At 73.0% G+C, this 15,680-nt stretch carries 16 protein-coding genes; 11 read left to right on the top strand and 5 right to left on the bottom strand.

Annotated elements, in window-relative coordinates; genetic code table 11:
* Positions 1-26 precede the first annotated feature (26 nt).
* The 10 genes from AB0G15_RS22395 (at position 27) to AB0G15_RS22350 (ending at position 9,504) form a co-directional block, all read left to right on the top strand.
* Positions 27-182, top strand: coding sequence for a hypothetical protein (locus tag AB0G15_RS22395; protein WP_196453937.1), 156 nt, complete (start codon positions 27-29; stop codon positions 180-182).
* Entirely contained in the window at positions 176-811 is a 636-nt protein-coding gene (gene hisH, locus AB0G15_RS22390) for an imidazole glycerol phosphate synthase subunit HisH (protein ID WP_362842800.1), read from the top strand. The genes AB0G15_RS22395 and hisH overlap by 7 nt, the downstream gene beginning before the upstream one ends.
* 120 nt (positions 812-931) lie before the next feature.
* Positions 932-1,273, top strand: coding sequence for a hypothetical protein (locus AB0G15_RS22385; protein ID WP_362842797.1), 342 nt, complete (start codon positions 932-934; stop codon positions 1,271-1,273).
* A gap of 4 nt (positions 1,274-1,277) precedes the next feature.
* Complete coding sequence (gene priA, locus AB0G15_RS22380; protein WP_362842794.1) at positions 1,278-2,000, top strand: bifunctional 1-(5-phosphoribosyl)-5-((5-phosphoribosylamino)methylideneamino)imidazole-4-carboxamide isomerase/phosphoribosylanthranilate isomerase PriA; 723 nt, start codon at positions 1,278-1,280, stop codon at positions 1,998-2,000.
* Positions 2,001-2,010: 10 nt separating this feature from the next.
* Entirely contained in the window at positions 2,011-2,781 is a 771-nt protein-coding gene (gene hisF / locus AB0G15_RS22375; protein ID WP_362676280.1) for an imidazole glycerol phosphate synthase subunit HisF, read from the top strand.
* Between the two features lie 222 nt (positions 2,782-3,003).
* Positions 3,004-4,656, top strand: a complete 1,653-nt coding sequence (locus AB0G15_RS22370) for a serine/threonine-protein kinase (RefSeq protein ID WP_362842913.1) — start codon at positions 3,004-3,006, stop codon at positions 4,654-4,656.
* Positions 4,653-7,547: a BTAD domain-containing putative transcriptional regulator gene (locus tag AB0G15_RS22365; RefSeq protein ID WP_362842791.1), complete on the top strand. Its 2,895-nt coding sequence runs from the start codon at positions 4,653-4,655 to the stop codon at positions 7,545-7,547. Before AB0G15_RS22370 ends, AB0G15_RS22365 begins: the two co-directional genes overlap by 4 nt.
* A gap of 95 nt (positions 7,548-7,642) precedes the next feature.
* Positions 7,643-8,278, top strand: coding sequence for a hypothetical protein (locus tag AB0G15_RS22360; RefSeq protein WP_362842788.1), 636 nt, complete (start codon positions 7,643-7,645; stop codon positions 8,276-8,278).
* On the top strand, positions 8,262-8,822 hold the full coding sequence (locus AB0G15_RS22355) for an OmpA family protein (RefSeq protein WP_362842785.1): 561 nt from the start codon (positions 8,262-8,264) through the stop codon (positions 8,820-8,822). Before AB0G15_RS22360 ends, AB0G15_RS22355 begins: the two co-directional genes overlap by 17 nt.
* A gap of 139 nt (positions 8,823-8,961) precedes the next feature.
* Positions 8,962-9,504 carry a Uma2 family endonuclease gene (locus AB0G15_RS22350; protein ID WP_362842783.1) on the top strand — a complete coding sequence of 181 codons (543 nt, stop codon included), beginning with the start codon at positions 8,962-8,964 and terminating at the stop codon, positions 9,502-9,504.
* A 29-nt stretch (positions 9,505-9,533) separates the two neighbouring features.
* On the opposite strand, the gene AB0G15_RS22345 is transcribed toward AB0G15_RS22350, so the two are convergent.
* The 4 genes from AB0G15_RS22345 to AB0G15_RS22330 form a co-directional block, all read right to left on the bottom strand.
* Positions 9,534-10,868, bottom strand: a complete 1,335-nt coding sequence (locus tag AB0G15_RS22345) for a VCBS repeat-containing protein (protein WP_362842780.1) — start codon at positions 10,866-10,868, stop codon at positions 9,534-9,536.
* A gap of 144 nt (positions 10,869-11,012) precedes the next feature.
* Positions 11,013-12,410: a glutamine synthetase family protein gene (locus AB0G15_RS22340; RefSeq protein ID WP_362842777.1), complete on the bottom strand. Its 1,398-nt coding sequence runs from the start codon at positions 12,408-12,410 to the stop codon at positions 11,013-11,015.
* 92 nt (positions 12,411-12,502) lie between these two features.
* Positions 12,503-13,204, bottom strand: a complete 702-nt coding sequence (locus tag AB0G15_RS22335; protein ID WP_362842774.1) for a putative Ig domain-containing protein — start codon at positions 13,202-13,204, stop codon at positions 12,503-12,505.
* A 418-nt stretch (positions 13,205-13,622) separates the two neighbouring features.
* A complete protein-coding gene (locus AB0G15_RS22330; protein ID WP_362676260.1) occupies positions 13,623-13,784 on the bottom strand; it encodes a hypothetical protein in 162 nt (53 codons plus the stop codon).
* Positions 13,785-14,458: 674 nt separating this feature from the next.
* Here AB0G15_RS22330 and AB0G15_RS22325 point away from each other — a divergent pair.
* A complete protein-coding gene (locus AB0G15_RS22325; RefSeq protein WP_362842771.1) occupies positions 14,459-14,752 on the top strand; it encodes a hypothetical protein in 294 nt (97 codons plus the stop codon).
* Positions 14,753-14,926: 174 nt separating this feature from the next.
* Here the strand turns inward: AB0G15_RS22325 and AB0G15_RS22320 are convergent, their stop codons facing one another.
* Positions 14,927-15,556, bottom strand: coding sequence for a TIGR03085 family metal-binding protein (locus tag AB0G15_RS22320; RefSeq protein ID WP_362676256.1), 630 nt, complete (start codon positions 15,554-15,556; stop codon positions 14,927-14,929).
* Between the last annotated feature and the right edge of the window lie 124 nt (positions 15,557-15,680).

The following is a 15,680-nucleotide window of genomic DNA, read 5'->3' as shown; positions in this document are numbered from 1 at the left end:
ACCGTCGCGGGGAGGAGGACGCGCCGGTGAGCGACAACTGGACGGCCGTCGCGATGGCCTTCGTGGCCCTCTTCCTCGTCGGCGGGATCGTCTCATTCCTCAAACAGGGTCTGAAGAAGGGCGCGCTGCTGCTCGCCGCCCTCGCGGCCCTGGCGACCACGGCGGCGGTGCTCTGGTGGTGAAGAAGGTAACCGTTCTCGACTACGGCTCGGGCAACCTCCGCTCGGCGGAGCGCGCGCTGGCCCGGGTCGGCGCGGAGGTCACGGTGACGGCCGACTACGAGGCGGCGATGGAGGCCGACGGCCTCGTCGTGCCGGGCGTGGGGGCGTTCGCCGCGTGCATGGCGGGGCTGCGCGCCGTGCGCGGCGAGCGGATCATCGCGCGGCGCCTGTCGGCCGGGCGGCCGGTCCTCGGCATCTGCGTCGGCATGCAGATCCTCTTCGAGACGGGCGTCGAGCACGGCGTCACGACCGAGGGCTGCGGGGAGTGGCCGGGCACGGTGGAGCGCCTGGAGGCTCCGGTCCTGCCTCACATGGGCTGGAACACGGTCAAGGCGCCCGCCGAGACCGTGTTGTTCGCCGGGCTCGACGCCGGCACGCGTTTCTACTTCGTGCACTCGTACGGCGTGCGCTCCTGGGAGCTCCAGGCGGGACCGGGTTTCGCCGATCCACTGGTCACCTGGTCCGAGCACGGCGTGCCGTTCGTCGCGGCGGTGGAGAACGGCCCGCTGGCGGCCACCCAGTTCCACCCGGAGAAGTCGGGCGACGCCGGAGCGCAGCTGCTCACCAACTGGCTCGGGACCCTCACGTGATCGCGCGGGCCGCGGGCGAATTTCCGTTCGGGATTCCGGCCGGGGTCTCGTTCGGTTTCCCGTCCGGTTTCCCGTCCGCGGTACCGGCCGGGTTTCCGGTGGGCGCCCGGTGAGTTCCCCATGAGCAAGGAGCGGGCCAGGCGCAGGGCCGAGCGGGAGGCCGAGCAGGCGCGCCAGGCGGCTCTGCGCGCCGAGCGGGAGGCGCGGCTGGCGCGGCGGCGCGAGCGGGTCGGCAGGATGGTCGCGCTGCTGCCGGGCAGGCCCGTCCGCATCGTGTCCCAGGGCGGGATCATGGCCCGCCGCCGCCGGGCGCAGAACGGTGTCGCGGTGGTGCTGTTCCTGATCGTCCAGGTGATCGTCTGGCTGTTGTGGTCCTCGTGGGCGGCCCGGTTCGGGGCTCTTGTCATCTCTTTGCTGTTCGTACCGCTTTTTCTCACCCTTGTCTTCGACCGGAGGTCGTGAACCGATGTCGCTTGAGCTGCTCCCCGCCGTGGACGTCGCCGACGGTCAGGCGGTCCGCCTGGTCCAGGGCGCGGCCGGCACCGAGACGTCGTACGGCGACCCCCTGTCCGCGGCGCTCGCCTGGCAGGAGGCCGGTGCCGAGTGGATCCATCTGGTCGACCTCGACGCGGCCTTCGGCCGGGGCAGCAACCGCGAGCTGCTGGCCACCGTGGTCGGCGCGCTCGACGTCAACGTGGAGATGTCCGGCGGCATCCGTGACGACGCCTCCCTGGAGATCGCGCTGGCCACCGGCTGCCGCCGGGTGAACATCGGCACCGCGGCGCTGGAGAACCCCTCCTGGTGCTCCAAGATCATCGCTGAGTACGGTGACCGGATCGCGATCGGGCTGGACGTGCGGGGGACGACCCTGGCCGCCCGCGGCTGGACCCAGGAGGGCGGCGACCTGTGGGAGGTCCTCGCCCGCCTGGAGGGCGACGGCTGCCCCCGCTACGTCGTCACCGACGTCACCAAGGACGGCACGCTGCGCGGCCCCAACCTCGACCTGCTGCGCGAGGTCTGCTCCCGCACCGACAAGCCGGTGGTCGCCAGCGGCGGCGTCTCGTCCCTGGACGACCTGCGCGCCCTGGCCTCGCTGGTCCCGATCGGCGTCGAGGGTGCCATCGTGGGCAAGGCCCTGTACGCGCAGGCCTTCACCCTCGAGGACGCCCTCGCCGCCGTGAGTTCCTGAGAGGTTGCAGATGACTGTCGCGGTACGAGTGATTCCCTGTCTGGACGTGGACGCCGGGCGGGTGGTCAAGGGCGTCAACTTCGAGAACCTCCGTGACGCGGGCGACCCGGTCGAGCTGGCCCGCCGCTACGACGCGGAGGGGGCCGACGAGCTGACGTTCCTGGACATCACGGCCTCCAGTTCCGACCGGTCGACGATGTACGACGTGGTCAGCCGGACGGCCGAGCAGGTGTTCATCCCGCTGACCGTGGGCGGGGGGGTGCGTTCGGTCGAGGACGTCGACAGGCTGCTGCGGGCCGGTGCCGACAAGGTGGGGCTGAACACGGCGGCGATCGCCCGGCCCGAGTTGCTGACCGAGGCGTCGCGGCGGTACGGGGCGCAGTGCATCGTGCTGTCGGTGGACGCCCGCCGGGTCGTCGACGGACCGCCGACGCCGTCCGGTTTCGAGGTGACCACGCACGGCGGCCGCCGGGGCACCGGCATCGACGCGGTGGAGTGGGCTCGCCGGGGCGAGGAGCTCGGGGTCGGTGAGATCCTGCTCAACTCCATGGACGGTGACGGCACCCGCGACGGCTACGACCTGGAGATGATCCGGGCCGTGCGTGCCGCGGTGTCGGTTCCGGTCATCGCCAGCGGCGGGGCCGGTTCCGTCGAGGACTTCCCTCCCGCGGTCGAGGCGGGGGCGGACGCGGTGCTGGCGGCGTCGGTGTTCCACTTCGGGCAGCTCAAGATCGGTGACGTCAAGGACGCGCTGCGGGGGGCGGGGCATCCGGTTCGCTGACCTTTTCCCCGTACGGTGCCGTCGTACGGGGGTGCGGGCCGTGGTCGCCCCGTTTCCGGCCGCCCGGGACGCGTCCCCGTGCTGAAGCCTCCGTGCGGGGCGGTTCGAGGGCCGGCCGCCGCAGCCGGGGCGCCTCCGCGGGAAGGAGCTCAGGGCTGAGCTCTTTGGCGTACAAAATGCCGGTGTGCGCGGATTTGACGGCATAAGGTGATTCCGGTGAACATGATCGGCGGCTACGTGCTCAGGCGTGAGCTGGGCCAGGGCGGTATGGGCGTGGTGCACCTCGCCACGACCCCGACGGGGGGCCTGGCCGCGGTGAAGGTGATCCACCCGCAGCTGGCCCGTGACCCGGCCTTCCGGCGGCGTTTCGACCGCGAGGTCGCGGCGGCGCGCAGGGTGGCCAGGTTCTGCACCGCTCCCGTGCTCGACGCCGGGGTCGAGGACGGCGTCGCCTACCTCGTCACCGAGTACGTCAAGGGACCCGATCTGGCGCAGGCCGTACGCGAGCAGGGACCGCTGACCGGTGCCAACCTGGAGGCGCTCGCGGTCGGGATCGCCACCGCGCTCCACGCGATCCACGGGGCGGGAGTGATCCACCGCGACCTGAAGCCGTCGAACGTGCTGCTGTCGCCGCTCGGCCCGCGCGTGATCGACTTCGGTATCGCGCAGCTCGTCGACACCCAGAGCCTGGCCAGCCAGACGATCCTGGGCACGCCGGCGTTCATGGCGCCCGAGCAGGTGCGCGGCGAGCCGCTGACGCCCGCGGCCGACGTCTACGCGTGGGGCGGGGTGATCGCGTTCGCCGGCACGGGACGGTTGCCGTTCGGCGGCGGCGCGCCGTCCGAGGTCCTCTACCGGATCGTCAACGACGGGCCGAACCTCGAGGGTCTCGACGAGCGCGTGCGTGCCGTCGTCGAGGGGGCCATGGCCAAGGACCCCGCGCGACGGCCGAGCGCGCAGCGGCTGCTGGACGAGCTGGTCGGCGGCCGGCCGACCCCGGCGACGGCCAGCCAGGCCGTCGAGCGCGCCTGGGCCGGTGGCGGAGGCGGAGGAGCGGGCGTCCTTGAGGAGCCGGCCCTGCCCAGGGGGCCGGCCCTGCCCGGGGAATCGGGTGTGCCCAGGGGGCCGGGCGTGCCCCGGGAATCCGCCGCCTCCGGGGGAGCGGCCGTGCCCGGCGGATCCGCCGCGCCCGGGGAGCCCGCTGTGTCCCCCAAGGCCGGTGCGGTGACCGCGAGGGGGCGGCGGTGGCCGTGGATCGCGGGTGCCGCCGCGCTCGTCGCGGTTCTGGCGGGCGGGTGGACGTTCTACGCCGGTCTCGGTACGTCCGCGTCGTCCTACCGGGCCGGCTTCGCCGGCTCCTGGGCCGTCGGCGCGTCCGACGGCGGCAGTGCCAGGCTGGACGGCGGGGTCTACCGGCTGACCGCCAACTCCGGATGGCGGCTGTGGAAGTCGGCCCCCTTCTCCGAGGGGTCCGCCGGGGGCGTCGTGGTCAGCTCCAGAATGCGGCTGGAGGAGGGCTCGGGGGATTTCGGCGTGTGGTGCCGAGGCGACGTGGGCACCGGTGACCGCTACGAGTTCGCGGTGACCGCCTCGGGCGAGGCCTCGATCATCAAGCGGCACGGCGGGCGGGGCACCGTCCTGCACGGACCCGTGCGGATGAGGAAGGCGGACGACAACCGTGTCGTCGCCCAGTGCGCGCAGCAGGGCGAGCGGGTCGTCCTCGGCATGTGGCTCAACGAGGAGCCGGTGGGGAAGGTCGTCGACGCGGAGGACCCCTACGGCCCGGGGGCCACCGGCGTCCACGCGGCGCCGGACGCGGCCACGCCCGTCCGGGTCGGGTTCCGCACGTTCGAGGTCCGCCCGGCGGAGGGATGAACGTGCGGTTCGGCGTGCTGGGAACGCTGCGGGTCGTCGAGGGGGAGCGTGACCTGACGCCCGGCCCCGCCAAGCACCGCACGCTCCTGGCCGCCCTGTCGCTGAGGCCGGGACGCACGCTGACCGTCGACCGGCTGATCGCCGAGGTGTGGGGCGAGGAGCCGCCCGCCTCGGCGGAACCGGTGCTGCGGGTGTACGTCAGCGCGCTGCGCAAGGTGGTCGGCGGGATCCGCACCGTGCCCGGCGGCTACCTCCTCGACGTCGATCCCGACGAGGTGGACGCGCACAGGTTCGAGCGCCTGGTGAGCGCGGGCCGGCGGGCCAGGGACGCGGGCAGGACCGCCGAGGCGGCCGACGGCCTGCGTGCCGCCCTGTCGCTGTGGCGGGGGCCCGCGCTGGCCGATGTCGACTCGGCCGAACTGCGGCGGGCGTACGCCCTGCCGCTGGAGGAGCTGCGGCTGACCGCCCTGGAGGAGCGCGTCGAGCTGGACGTGGCGCTCGGCCGCGGCGCCGAGGTGACGGGGGAGCTGCGCGCGCTCGTGGCCTCGCACCCCCTGCGGGAGCGGGCGTGGGCGCAGCTCGTCCTCGCTCTCGGCCAGGCGGGGCGCAGGTCGGAGGCGCTGGGCGCCTACCGGGAGGCGCGGCGATTGCTCGTCGGGGAGCTCGGACTCGAGCCGGGTCCCGAGCTGCGGGAGGCGCACGAGCGCGTGCTGGCGGGCGGCACTCCCGCGCGGGCCGTGCCGAACGAGCCTGCGGGGGGCGCTCCCGCGTGGGCCGTGCCGGACGAGCCTGCGGGGGGCGCTCGCGCGCGGGCCGTGCCGAACGAGACGCCGCCCGACGTCGCCGACTTCACCGGGCGCGAGCACGCGCTGGAGTGGATCCGCCGGTCCGTTCCCGTCGCCGGGAGCGCGCCCGTCCACCTGGTGCTGCACGGGCCCGCGGGGACGGGCAAGTCCGCGCTGGCGGTTCACGCGGCCGCCGGCCTCGACTTCCCCGGCGGGCGGCTGCACGCCTCGCTCGGGGCCAGGACGCCGGGCGCGGTGCTGGAGGACCTGCTGCGCTCGCTCGGCTGCCCGCGGGGGGCGGTGCCCGCCGACCTGGCCGAGCGGACGCGCCTCTACCGCAGCATGGTGAGCGGCCGGCGGCTGCTGGTGGTGCTGGACGACGCGGCCGACGAGGCTCAGGTACGCCCGCTGCTGCCCGCGGGGCCCGGCTGCATGACGCTGGTGACCAGCCGCTCGCCGCTGTCCGGCCTGGAGGCGGCGCGAGCCTTCGAGCTCGGCGTGTTCGACGCGGACGAGTCCGTGGAGATGCTGGCGCGGGTGGCGGGGGAGCGGCGGGTGCGGGCCGAGCCGCGGGCGGCCGCGCGGATCGCGGTGCTGTGCGGAGGGCTGCCGCTGGCGCTGAGGATCGCCGGTTCCAGGCTCGCGCGGCGGCCGAGCTGGACGCTGGAGCACCTGGCGGGACGTCTGGAGGACGAGCGGGGCCGCCTCGACGAGCTCAGCGCGGGGGACCTGGCCGTGCGCGGCAGCCTGGCGCTCGGCTACCACGCGCTCTCGGAGCGGGAACGCCTGCTGCTGCGCCGTCTCGGCGCGCTGTCCGCGCCCCACGTCGCCCCGTGGGCGGCCACCGCCGTCCTCGGGGAGCCCGCCGGCCGGTTGCTGGAGGCGCTGGCCGAGGCGGGTCTGCTGCGGGCGCGTGGGCTCGACGCGAGCGGCCAGGAGAGGTACGACCGGCATGACCTGACCAGGCTCTACGCCGCCGAGCGGCTGGCCGCCGAGGAGGGGCCGCCCGCCCGGGTCCTCGCCGCGGCCGCGAGGGAGATCCTCGACCGCGCCCGGCGGGCCAGGGCACTGCTCCTGCCCGCCGAACCGGGCTCCGGCCGGACCGAGGCCCGTACGGCGGAGCAGGCCGCGGACCTGGACACCGCGCGGCTGCGGGAGTCGGCCCGCTGGCTCGCCGCCGAGCGGGGCTTCCTGGTCGCGACCGTCGCCGACCTCCGGCGGGCCGGCCTGGACGAGGCGGCCTGGCGGCTGGCCTTCTACCTGACCCCGTTCCTCGAACTGGGCGCGCACCGCGAGGACTGGCACGCGGTCGTGGAACTCGGCCTGCGGGCCGCGCGGCGCACCGGCCACCGCCACGGCGAGGCGCTGCTGCTGCGCTCCCTGGCCGACCTTCGTCGTACGGAGGGCCGTCTGGAGGAGGCGGCCGACGCCCTCGAGCGGGCGCTTCCGCTCGCCGAGGCGCACGAGGTGCCCCGTACCCGCCACCGGCTCGGCCTGGTACGCCTCGCCCAGGGGCGGCGGCCGGAGGCGGAGGCCTGTTTCGTGGCCTGCCTGGCCGCGTTCTCGGCGGCGGGGGACCGGCGCGGCAGGGCCGACGCGCTGCGCGCGCTCGGCGGGGCGCGGCAGGCCGAGGACCTGCTGCACGGGAGCCTCGCGGCCTACCGCGAGCTGGGCGATCCGCGCGGCGAGGCGACCGTCTCGCTCGACCTCGCCGGGCTCTACCTGGACCGCAAACGCCCCGCGGAGGCGCGCGAGCGGGCCGAACGCGGTCTCGGTCTGGCCAGGCGTCTGGGGGACCGGCTCCCCGAGGCCGCGGGACTGGTGCTCGTCGCCAGGGTCGCCCTGGCCGAAGGACGGCCCGACGCCGCCCGCGGGGCCGCGGAGGAGGCACTCGGGACGTTCCGCGAGTACGCGGACCGCAGGGGCGTCGCGCGGGCGCTGCTGACCCTGGCGGCGGCCCTGCTGGATCTCGACGAGGTGGCTGAGGCGGTTGATGCCGTATCGGGCGCTGTGGGAGAGTTTGACGCTCTCGGTGACCGGCACGGCCTCGCCGAGGCCGAAGAGCTCGCCCGTGAGGCGGCGCGGCGCCGTGGCCTGCGCGTATAGCGCGCTGTACAGGTCTGTGCGGGTCTATGCGGGTTCTGAAGGTGGCCCGCGTACGGTCGGGCTCGACGCGATCCACGACGGGCGGAGGGGGACGGATGCGAAGAGGGCTCACACCGGGGGCGGTCGCGGTGGTGCTGGCGGCCGCGTTGAGCGGCTGCGGGATGCTTCCCGGGCAGCAGGGGGGCGGCGGGGAGGAGCGGGTGACGACGACGCTGGAGGTCGCGGACCCCGTTGACACCGCGAAGCCGACGGAGGCCACGGGGACGACGGAGACCGGCGAGCCCGCCGAGCCTTCCGGGCAGGTGGACGCGCCCGCCGAGAGCGAGCGGGTGATCGCCCGCAAGAAGGTCAAGGCGAGTGGCACCGACCTGACCGTGGAGATCACCGGCATCCGGCGCCAGGGCCGGCTCTCCACGCTGACCTGGACGGTCACCAACAACGGTGACGACCGGTGGCAGATGAACAGCGACATGGGCGACACCCCGGGCGGTCTCGGCCTGACCGTGGCCGGGGTCAGCCTGGTCGACCCGGTCAACGGCAAGCGGTACGTCGTCGCGCGCACCGGGAAGTATCCCAGGGCCAAGTGCCTGTGCTCCGAGTACGACGTGTTCACCGAGCCCGGTGAGGTGCTGTCCCTGCACGCCACGTTCGCCGCTCCGCCGCCGGACGTCACGAAGATCAATGTGGACCTCAAGGTGCTGGGTGTGTTCACCGATGTCCCGATCTCCTGAACGCCTCACGATCCTGGCACTCGGGCTCGCCCTGGCCGCGGGCCCCGCGACGGCCGCGTGGGCGGATCCGGGAGGCGACGTCACGGCCGGGGTGGAGGACGTCGTCGCTCCCGTCGAGGACGTCGTCGCCGAGGTGGAGTCGCTCGACGGCGCCGAGAGCGAGGCGCGGCGGGGCGAGCAGGTCACCGTGGCGATCGCCGGCGACGTGCTGTTCGCGCTCGACAGGGCCGTGCTGACGCCGCGGGCGCGGCAGCGGCTGGGGCGGGTCGCCGCGAGGGTCCGGGCCGACTCCGCGGGCGGGACGGTCAGGATCGAGGGGCACACCGACGACCAGGGCGACGACGCCTACAACACCGCGCTGTCGCTCAGGCGGGCGCAGGCCGTGCGGCGCTCCCTCCAGGAAACGTTGACGGGGGTGGTCTTCCAGGTCGCGGGTTTCGGCGAGAGGCGTCCCCGGGTGCCCAACGTCGTCCGGGGGCGGCCGCTGGAGGAGAACCGGGCGAAGAACCGGAGAGTGGAGATCGTCTTCACCGCGAGGGGGTGACCCGCGCGGCCACACCGTGACGCGACGGCGGCCGTGGTCACCGCTGTGGCCACCACGGTCTGAGGACGGTCCGTCCGATGCGGCGCCGCATCTCGTTCGCTGGCATCATTGGATGTGGGCGAAGTGAGGAGGGGCCGAGATGTCAGATGATTCGAAGACGTTCAGTGAGCTCCTCGCGTTGGCGGCGGAGCGTGACGGGTACAAGGTCGAGTGGTACGCCGGGAAGATCGTGATGCAGGCGTCCGCGTCGGCCTTTCACAATCTGATCGTCAGCGAGACGATCCGCCAGATTCCCTCCGACGCGTGGTGGGCCCTGCCGGATATGGGGGTCGGGACCCCGGGTGACCATCGGGGGCCGCAGCCCGACATCGTGATCATCCCTGCCGGAAGCCTCAGCGACGACGAGAACCCGGTGCGCAAGGAGATCGTGGCGGCTGTCATCGAGGTCGTGTCGAAGAACACCCGCTCCGAGGACTACGGCGACAAGCCGGAGGCGTACGCCTCGATGGGGATCCCCGTCTACGTGATCATCGATCGTAAGTGCGAGACCATCAGGGTGTTCAGCGAGCCTGACGTCAACCGTTACACCCGCGAGAACGTGAGCTCCTTCGGCAAACCGTTCACGATGCCGGAGCCGGTGCTGCTGACGATCAGCACGGAAGGTTATCCGGCCGCTCCGTAGCGGCGGTGATCTCGTCGGGACCCGGTGCCTCACCAGCCGCCGGTGCCGAAGGCGTTCTCGTCGCGGCCGCCGTCCGTCACCCACCACAGCGACAGCGCCGAGCCCCATTCCGGGACGTGGTTGACGGGGGACCAGCTCAGCAGCAGTTCGTCCCGTCCGTCGCCGTCGTAGTCGGCCGATGCCCGGGGAAAGGCCGGGCGCTCGTCGGGGCGCAGCCTGCGGCCGGCCGGGTCCGTGGCCGGTCCGAGCCGGCGGATCGTCCTCCCGCCGCGCCGCAGCCCGTTTCCCCCGCCGCGCAGCAGCTCGACGCCGCCGGGGCGGCGGGCGATCGCGAGGTCGTCGGTCCCGTCGCCGTCGAAGTCTCCCGCCACCATCGTCCGCGCGGCTTCGACGTTCCTGAACACCTGTGGCGCGCGCCGGGCCCCGTCGAAGTGGACGGTCATCACGCCGTCGACGTGGGGCGGCTCGGTCTCGTACCCCGGCTCGTTGTTGCGGCCGCCGCTGTCGGCGACCACGACGTCGCCCCTGCCGTCCCCGTCGAAGTCCCCCAGCGCGACGGCGTTGCCCTCGTTCAGCCGGTGGCTCCGGCGGGACAGCCCGCCCGGGCCGCCCCTGACGAGCCACGACGCCGACTGCTCGCCGTCGTTCGGCTCGCGCACGAGCAGGTCGGTGGCGCGCCCTTCGCCGATCCTGCCCGCGACCAGGCCACCGGAGTCCTGGGTGACCTTTGAGGGCTGGACGGTGCGACGGCGGGGGACGCCCTCCCGCGTGAACGGCCCGTACAGCACGATGAGGCTCTTCATGGTCGACTCGTTCCCGCTCGCCTCCTCCGTCGTCGGCGTCCACAGCGCCAGATCGGCCGCGCCGTCGCCGTCGAAGTCGCCCGGCGTCGTCTCCGCGAAGAAATGGTCGGGGGGTAGGGGCGTTCGGACGGCGGTCGGCCTCGCCTCCGGGTCCACCCCCTTCGGGCCGCCCCACAGGACGTACGGGATGTCCGGGTGACCGCCCGCCCTCGCCACGTGGCCGTGGACGAGGACGTCGGCGAAGCCGTCGCCGTCGAGGTCGGCCGTGTTCGTGGGCCAGCCGAACACGAGGTGGGCGCCGGGCACCACCGTCCTGGTCCAGGGATCCAGGCCGTTCTTCGAGCCGTACACGATCACGAGGTCGGGCGACCAGGGGCCGTGGAGCATGACGAAGGTCAGGTCCGCGAAGCCGTCGCCGTTGACGTCGCCGGGGTCGCGGCCGCCCTTTCCCTCGGCGGGCGGTGACCCCTGTGACCTCAGCGACGCGGGCCGGGGGGTCAGTGACGGCGCCGACGACGGCGCCGGTGGCGGCGGCTCGGGAAGCAGCGCCGACGGTGTCACGTACGGGACCGGGGAAGCGTCCCGCCCGTCTCCGAAGCCACATCCGCCGAGCAGGAGGACGAGTACCAGGGCCGTTCCGGTTCTGCTTTTTATCGCGCACTCCCATATATGCGGGGATGTACGGCGATATTAGGGCTTAAGGATTTAGAAGACCCGGGAGTGGTGGAACAGCTCGTAGGCGGCGTCCTGGGCGGCGAAGGACCTGGCCTCGGAGCGTTTGACGGCCAGGTAGGCGGAGGCGCGCAGGGGGCCGAGTGCGTTCATGAGGACGTCGTCGGCCTCCAGGGCGTCCAGGGCCTCGTCCAGGGAGGCCGGGAGGCGGCGGACGCGTCCGGCGGGGAGGGTGGCGGGGTCGACGTTGACGGGGTCGCCGGGGTCGAGGCCGCGGCGGATGCCGTCCAGGCCCGCGTGGATGACGGCGCCCAGCGACAGGTAGGGGTTGGCCGAGGAGTCGGAGGGCTTGAGTTCCAGGTTGGCGGACGCCGCGGCGTCGCGTCCCGTGGGGGAGCAGATCCGCACCGCCGCCTCGCGGTTGTCCATGCCGTAGCAGGCGTACGCGCTCGACCACGACCTCGGTGTCAGGCGCCGGAAGCTGTTCACCGATCCGCAGGTCAGCGCGGTGAGTGCCGGGAGGTGGGCGACCAGTCCGCCGATGAAGCGATAGGCGACGGCCGACATGCCGTAGCGGTCGGAGGGGTCGCCGAAGGCGTTGGCCCGGAGTCCGGGGTCCCAGAGTGAGACGTGGAGGTGGGCGCCGTTGCCCGGCTGGCCGGCGAGGGGCTTGGGAGCGAGGGAGGCCCACATCGACATGCGCGCGGCGACGCCCCTGACCGTCTCGCGGTAGATCACGTGGTTGTCGGCGGCCTGGAGGGCGGGGGCGTGGTGGATCGACAGCTCGTGCTGGCCGTGGCCGAGTTCGGGATGGTAGTGCTCGGGCCGCAGGCCCTGGCTCTCCAGGGCGTGCAACAGGGTCATCGTGTAGTCGTGGAGCTGGTTGAAGCCGGCGGTGGAGTAACACAGGCTGTCGTCGGCGGGGACCAGCCGGTCCAGGCCGCCCGCGGGGTCGGGTTCGCGGCGGCCCAGGGTGAACTCGGGCTCGTAGGCGGCGACGAGGGCGTGACCCTCGGCGGCCAGGGCGGCGACGGCCTCGCGCAGGAAGGTGCGCGGGCAGACGGGCCAGGCGGAGCCGTCGACCTGGCGCAGGTCCGCCAGCATGGCCGCGGCGCCGGGAGCGTAGGGCAGGTGGACGAACGTGGCCGGATCAGGGACGAGGCGGACCTCTCCCACCGGGCCGAGGCTCTCGACGTCCTGGAGTTCGTCGAGCATGTTCATCGCCATCATCGCCACGGTGTGCCCGATGCCGGTGTGGAGCCGCTCCGCCAGCCGGGAGCGGGAGGTCGCCTTGCCCCTGATCACGCCGCCGTGGTCGGCGTACAGGAAGCGGACCAGCTCGGCGCCCTCGGTGTCGGCGCGTTCGACGACGCGACGCGCCGCGGCGGTGTCGAGCGTGTGAGGGCCGGTCATGGCCTGCTGATCTCCCATGCCTCCTGCGTAACACGTCCTCCGGGGGAGGGGAAGCACCCGGGACGCTCGCCCCGGGGCGAGCCGGGGCGGTCGCGGGAATTCGCCCGCGGCTATTCGGTGGTCACGGCGCCGTCGGAGTCGCCGTCGGAGCAGGGCGCACCGGCGAGGGAGGGAGCCGGGGGGAGCGGACGGGCGCACTCGCAGGTGACGGTGATCGTCACCGTGCCGGTGGCGCAGCCGCCGGAGGCGGCGCACGCCTCGATCGGGACCGTCCAGGTGCCGGGTACCCGGGAGGCGCCGCCGAGCAGGCCGTCGGCGTCGAGTGTGATCCCGGCGGGCAGGAGGGCGGGGTTGACCAGCCTGAAGGCGATCGTCTTGCCGGTCGGGCCGGCCAGCGTGATCCTTCCCCGCAGCGGCCGGTCGACGGGTGCGCCGAAGTGGCCGAGGGATGGGTGGGCCGAGAGGGACGAGGAGCCTCCCGCGAGAGGCCGCCCGGTCCCGCCGCCGATCGATGTCCGGACGGAGGCCCGCACGGGTGCCGGGACCGGCGCCTGGGCCGGTGCCGGTGCCGGTGCCGGGGTCTGGGCCGGTGCCGGTGCCGGTGCCGGGGTCTGGGCCGGTGCCGGTGCCGGTGCCGGGGTCTGGGCCGGTGCCGGGGTCTGGACGGGGGACGGAGCCGGAGGCGGGTCCGGTACCGGGATCGCGAGGGCGACCTGTGGGGTCGCCAGCACGCCGCACACGACGGCTCCTGCGACGACGGCGGCTCCTGCGACGACGGCCCCGATTCCGGGCGAACCCCGCTTACCACGCATGAACGATCCCCCCGTACGAGAAACGGACTTCCCCCAGGGTGCCGGAAAGATCATCAAGGGAGTGCCGTGATGTCTTCCGCGGTCATCCATGATCGGGTCAGGACGTTCGCCGTACGGGTGGTCTCCGTGTCATGTCACCCGGGTGTCGTCCGTACCGCCCTGGTTCCGTACCACTCTGTACGGTTCCGTACCACTCTGTACGGCGGGGCCGCGCGACTTCGGGCGGCGGGGGCGCGGGTGTGACCTCGTGGCTGGTTCGCGGGTACGGGGGTGCCGCGGCGGCTTCCGGTGATCGCCGCGATACGTTTCCGGGGTCGGCGGGGCCGACGGCATGGCGTTCGGAACGGGGCGCGCGCTCCCCTGTGGGTCAGCCGGGAACGCGGGTGACGCGGTTCGGGCGGGGGACCCCGCCGGGCGATTAGGTGAGCACTCGGGTGAAGAACAGAGCCAACTGGTCTGCTCCCCTTATGATCCCGTCGAAGACTCCGTTGACCGCATTCGCCGCTTCGGCGGGTTTGGTGAACAGATAGAAGACCACGAAAGCTACCGCGAGGTAGGTGAGGATCTTCTTGACCTGCATGGGGGCCTCCTGGCAGTTCCAATCCCAGCCGTATATACCCGAATTTTATCGATCTTTGGCATCTGCGGCCCGGGTGGCTCCCGGATTTTGATGATCATACCCGTCTCGCGGGGGCAAGCCGCGGTCCGGTCGCGAGTTTGGCATAGGTCACACCCGCCATCGTGCGGTCGCGAGACGCTCCTGTCCAATCTTCATTGCCAGGTATACCGGTAGGGCTAGCCCGGCGCTGGGCGTACGCCGATCACGGGGATTGTTTTTGCTGGTCACCGCCGATCAGGCGGCCGGTCGTCCGCGCCGGGAGTTCGGTTTTACCAGCAGATGTCAGGAAATGTGAGTCCGGTGTTCCGGCAGATGTCGGGAAGTATTCGGCCTGCGGCCGGGCGGGCCGGGGAGCGCCGCCTCCGGCCGGGTCGCCGCCGGAGCTCGTGACGTACCTCCCGGCGGGCAGGACCGGCGGGCCGCCGGGGGAGACGGCCGTCGCGGCCTCGTTCCGGTGACGCCGGGGGAGACCGGGGGGCCGGGGGAGGAAGGCGGGCGGCAGGGGATTCTTCCCGCTCCCGCGCGGGACGGACGGCGCGTAGGCGGCTGGTGCGGCGTTTGTGGCTACAAAAAGAGGGGAATTGGTCGATGTATAGTAACTATAGGTAATTATTCAGAAGCAAGGAGTGAGAACGATGACATCACCCGTCGGAGGCCAGCCAGGTGATCGGTCGCGGAGCGTCGGCTCTCGCGGGTTGGCCGGTGAGACCAAGCCGGCGTTCCAGACCACCGAGTTCATCGCCTACATCGTCATCCTGGTCGCGATCGTGATCACAGCCTTCGTGGTCGGCGGTGACTCGCGTGGTTACGGTGACCCTTTCGGGGCGGAGCACGCCATCAAGTACATCACCCTCCTCACGGTCGGTTACATGATCGCCCGAGGTCTGGCGAAGGCCGGAAGCCGGGACCGGGGCGACGGCGTCCGCTAGCCCGCCCGGTTCCCCGCCGCCGATCGGCGGCTGATCGCCGGTCGTCCGGTGACAGGCCGTCGGCCGCCAGCCGGCCGTCAGCCGGCCACTGCGGTCGCGAACCGTCGACGCCCGGACCGGGTGGTCCGGGTCGTCGCCCACGACCTCTTCCCGCTCCCCGGGGAGCGGTTCCGCTCAGACGCCCAGAGACGCGTCCATCAGCCTGGCCACGGCCTCGTCGTCGCCGCTCACGTCGACCTTGGCGTGGGACTGGCGGCCGAAGCAGAACAGCAGCAGTTCCCCGGCCGTGCCCGTCACCTCGACCTGAGGCCCCTCCTTGCGGCCGCCGATCGCGACACCCCCGCCGATGCGGTGCAGGACCACCCGGACGGGAGAGCGGCGCAGGAACAGCCGGGCGCCGCTGTGGACCTGCTTCCAGAACCTCTCCTCCAGCTCGGCGGGCAGCTCCCGAGGCTCCCAGACCCGCTGCGCCCGCCGCACGTCCTCGTGGTGGATGAAGAGCTCCGTCGTGTTGACCGCCTGGTCCAGGCCGGGCAGGCGATAGACCCCCGAAGGCCCGGAACGCACGAGCTCGACGAGGCCCGCGTACCCCTTCCTGGTCTTCGTGGACTCCTGCACCCTGGCGGTGTATCCGGCCAGTGGCTTGAGGAGGATGCCTCCGGCGGCGTCGGGGCGGCTCTCGCGGACGACGAGGTGGGCGGCGAGGTCGAAGGTGGTCCAGCCCTCGCAGAGTGTGGGAGCGTCCGGGCCGAGCTGGGCGAACAGGTCGCTGAGCGCGGATCGTTCGGCGCGGGCGTAGTTCATTTCAGATCCTAACGAGCCGTTGTACGAGCAACCGGAGGTGTGAACGTGACACTAACCGAAGGTGGTTCGGGAATAACCGGATGATCCACAGTGATAGGGACTTAGGTAGCAACGTTCCCCGTCG

It is taken from the genome of Streptosporangium sp. NPDC023825, assembly GCF_040639575.1.
Taxonomy (GTDB): Bacteria; Actinomycetota; Actinomycetes; order Streptosporangiales; family Streptosporangiaceae; genus Streptosporangium.
This window is presented reverse-complemented; position numbering and strand designations above follow the sequence as displayed.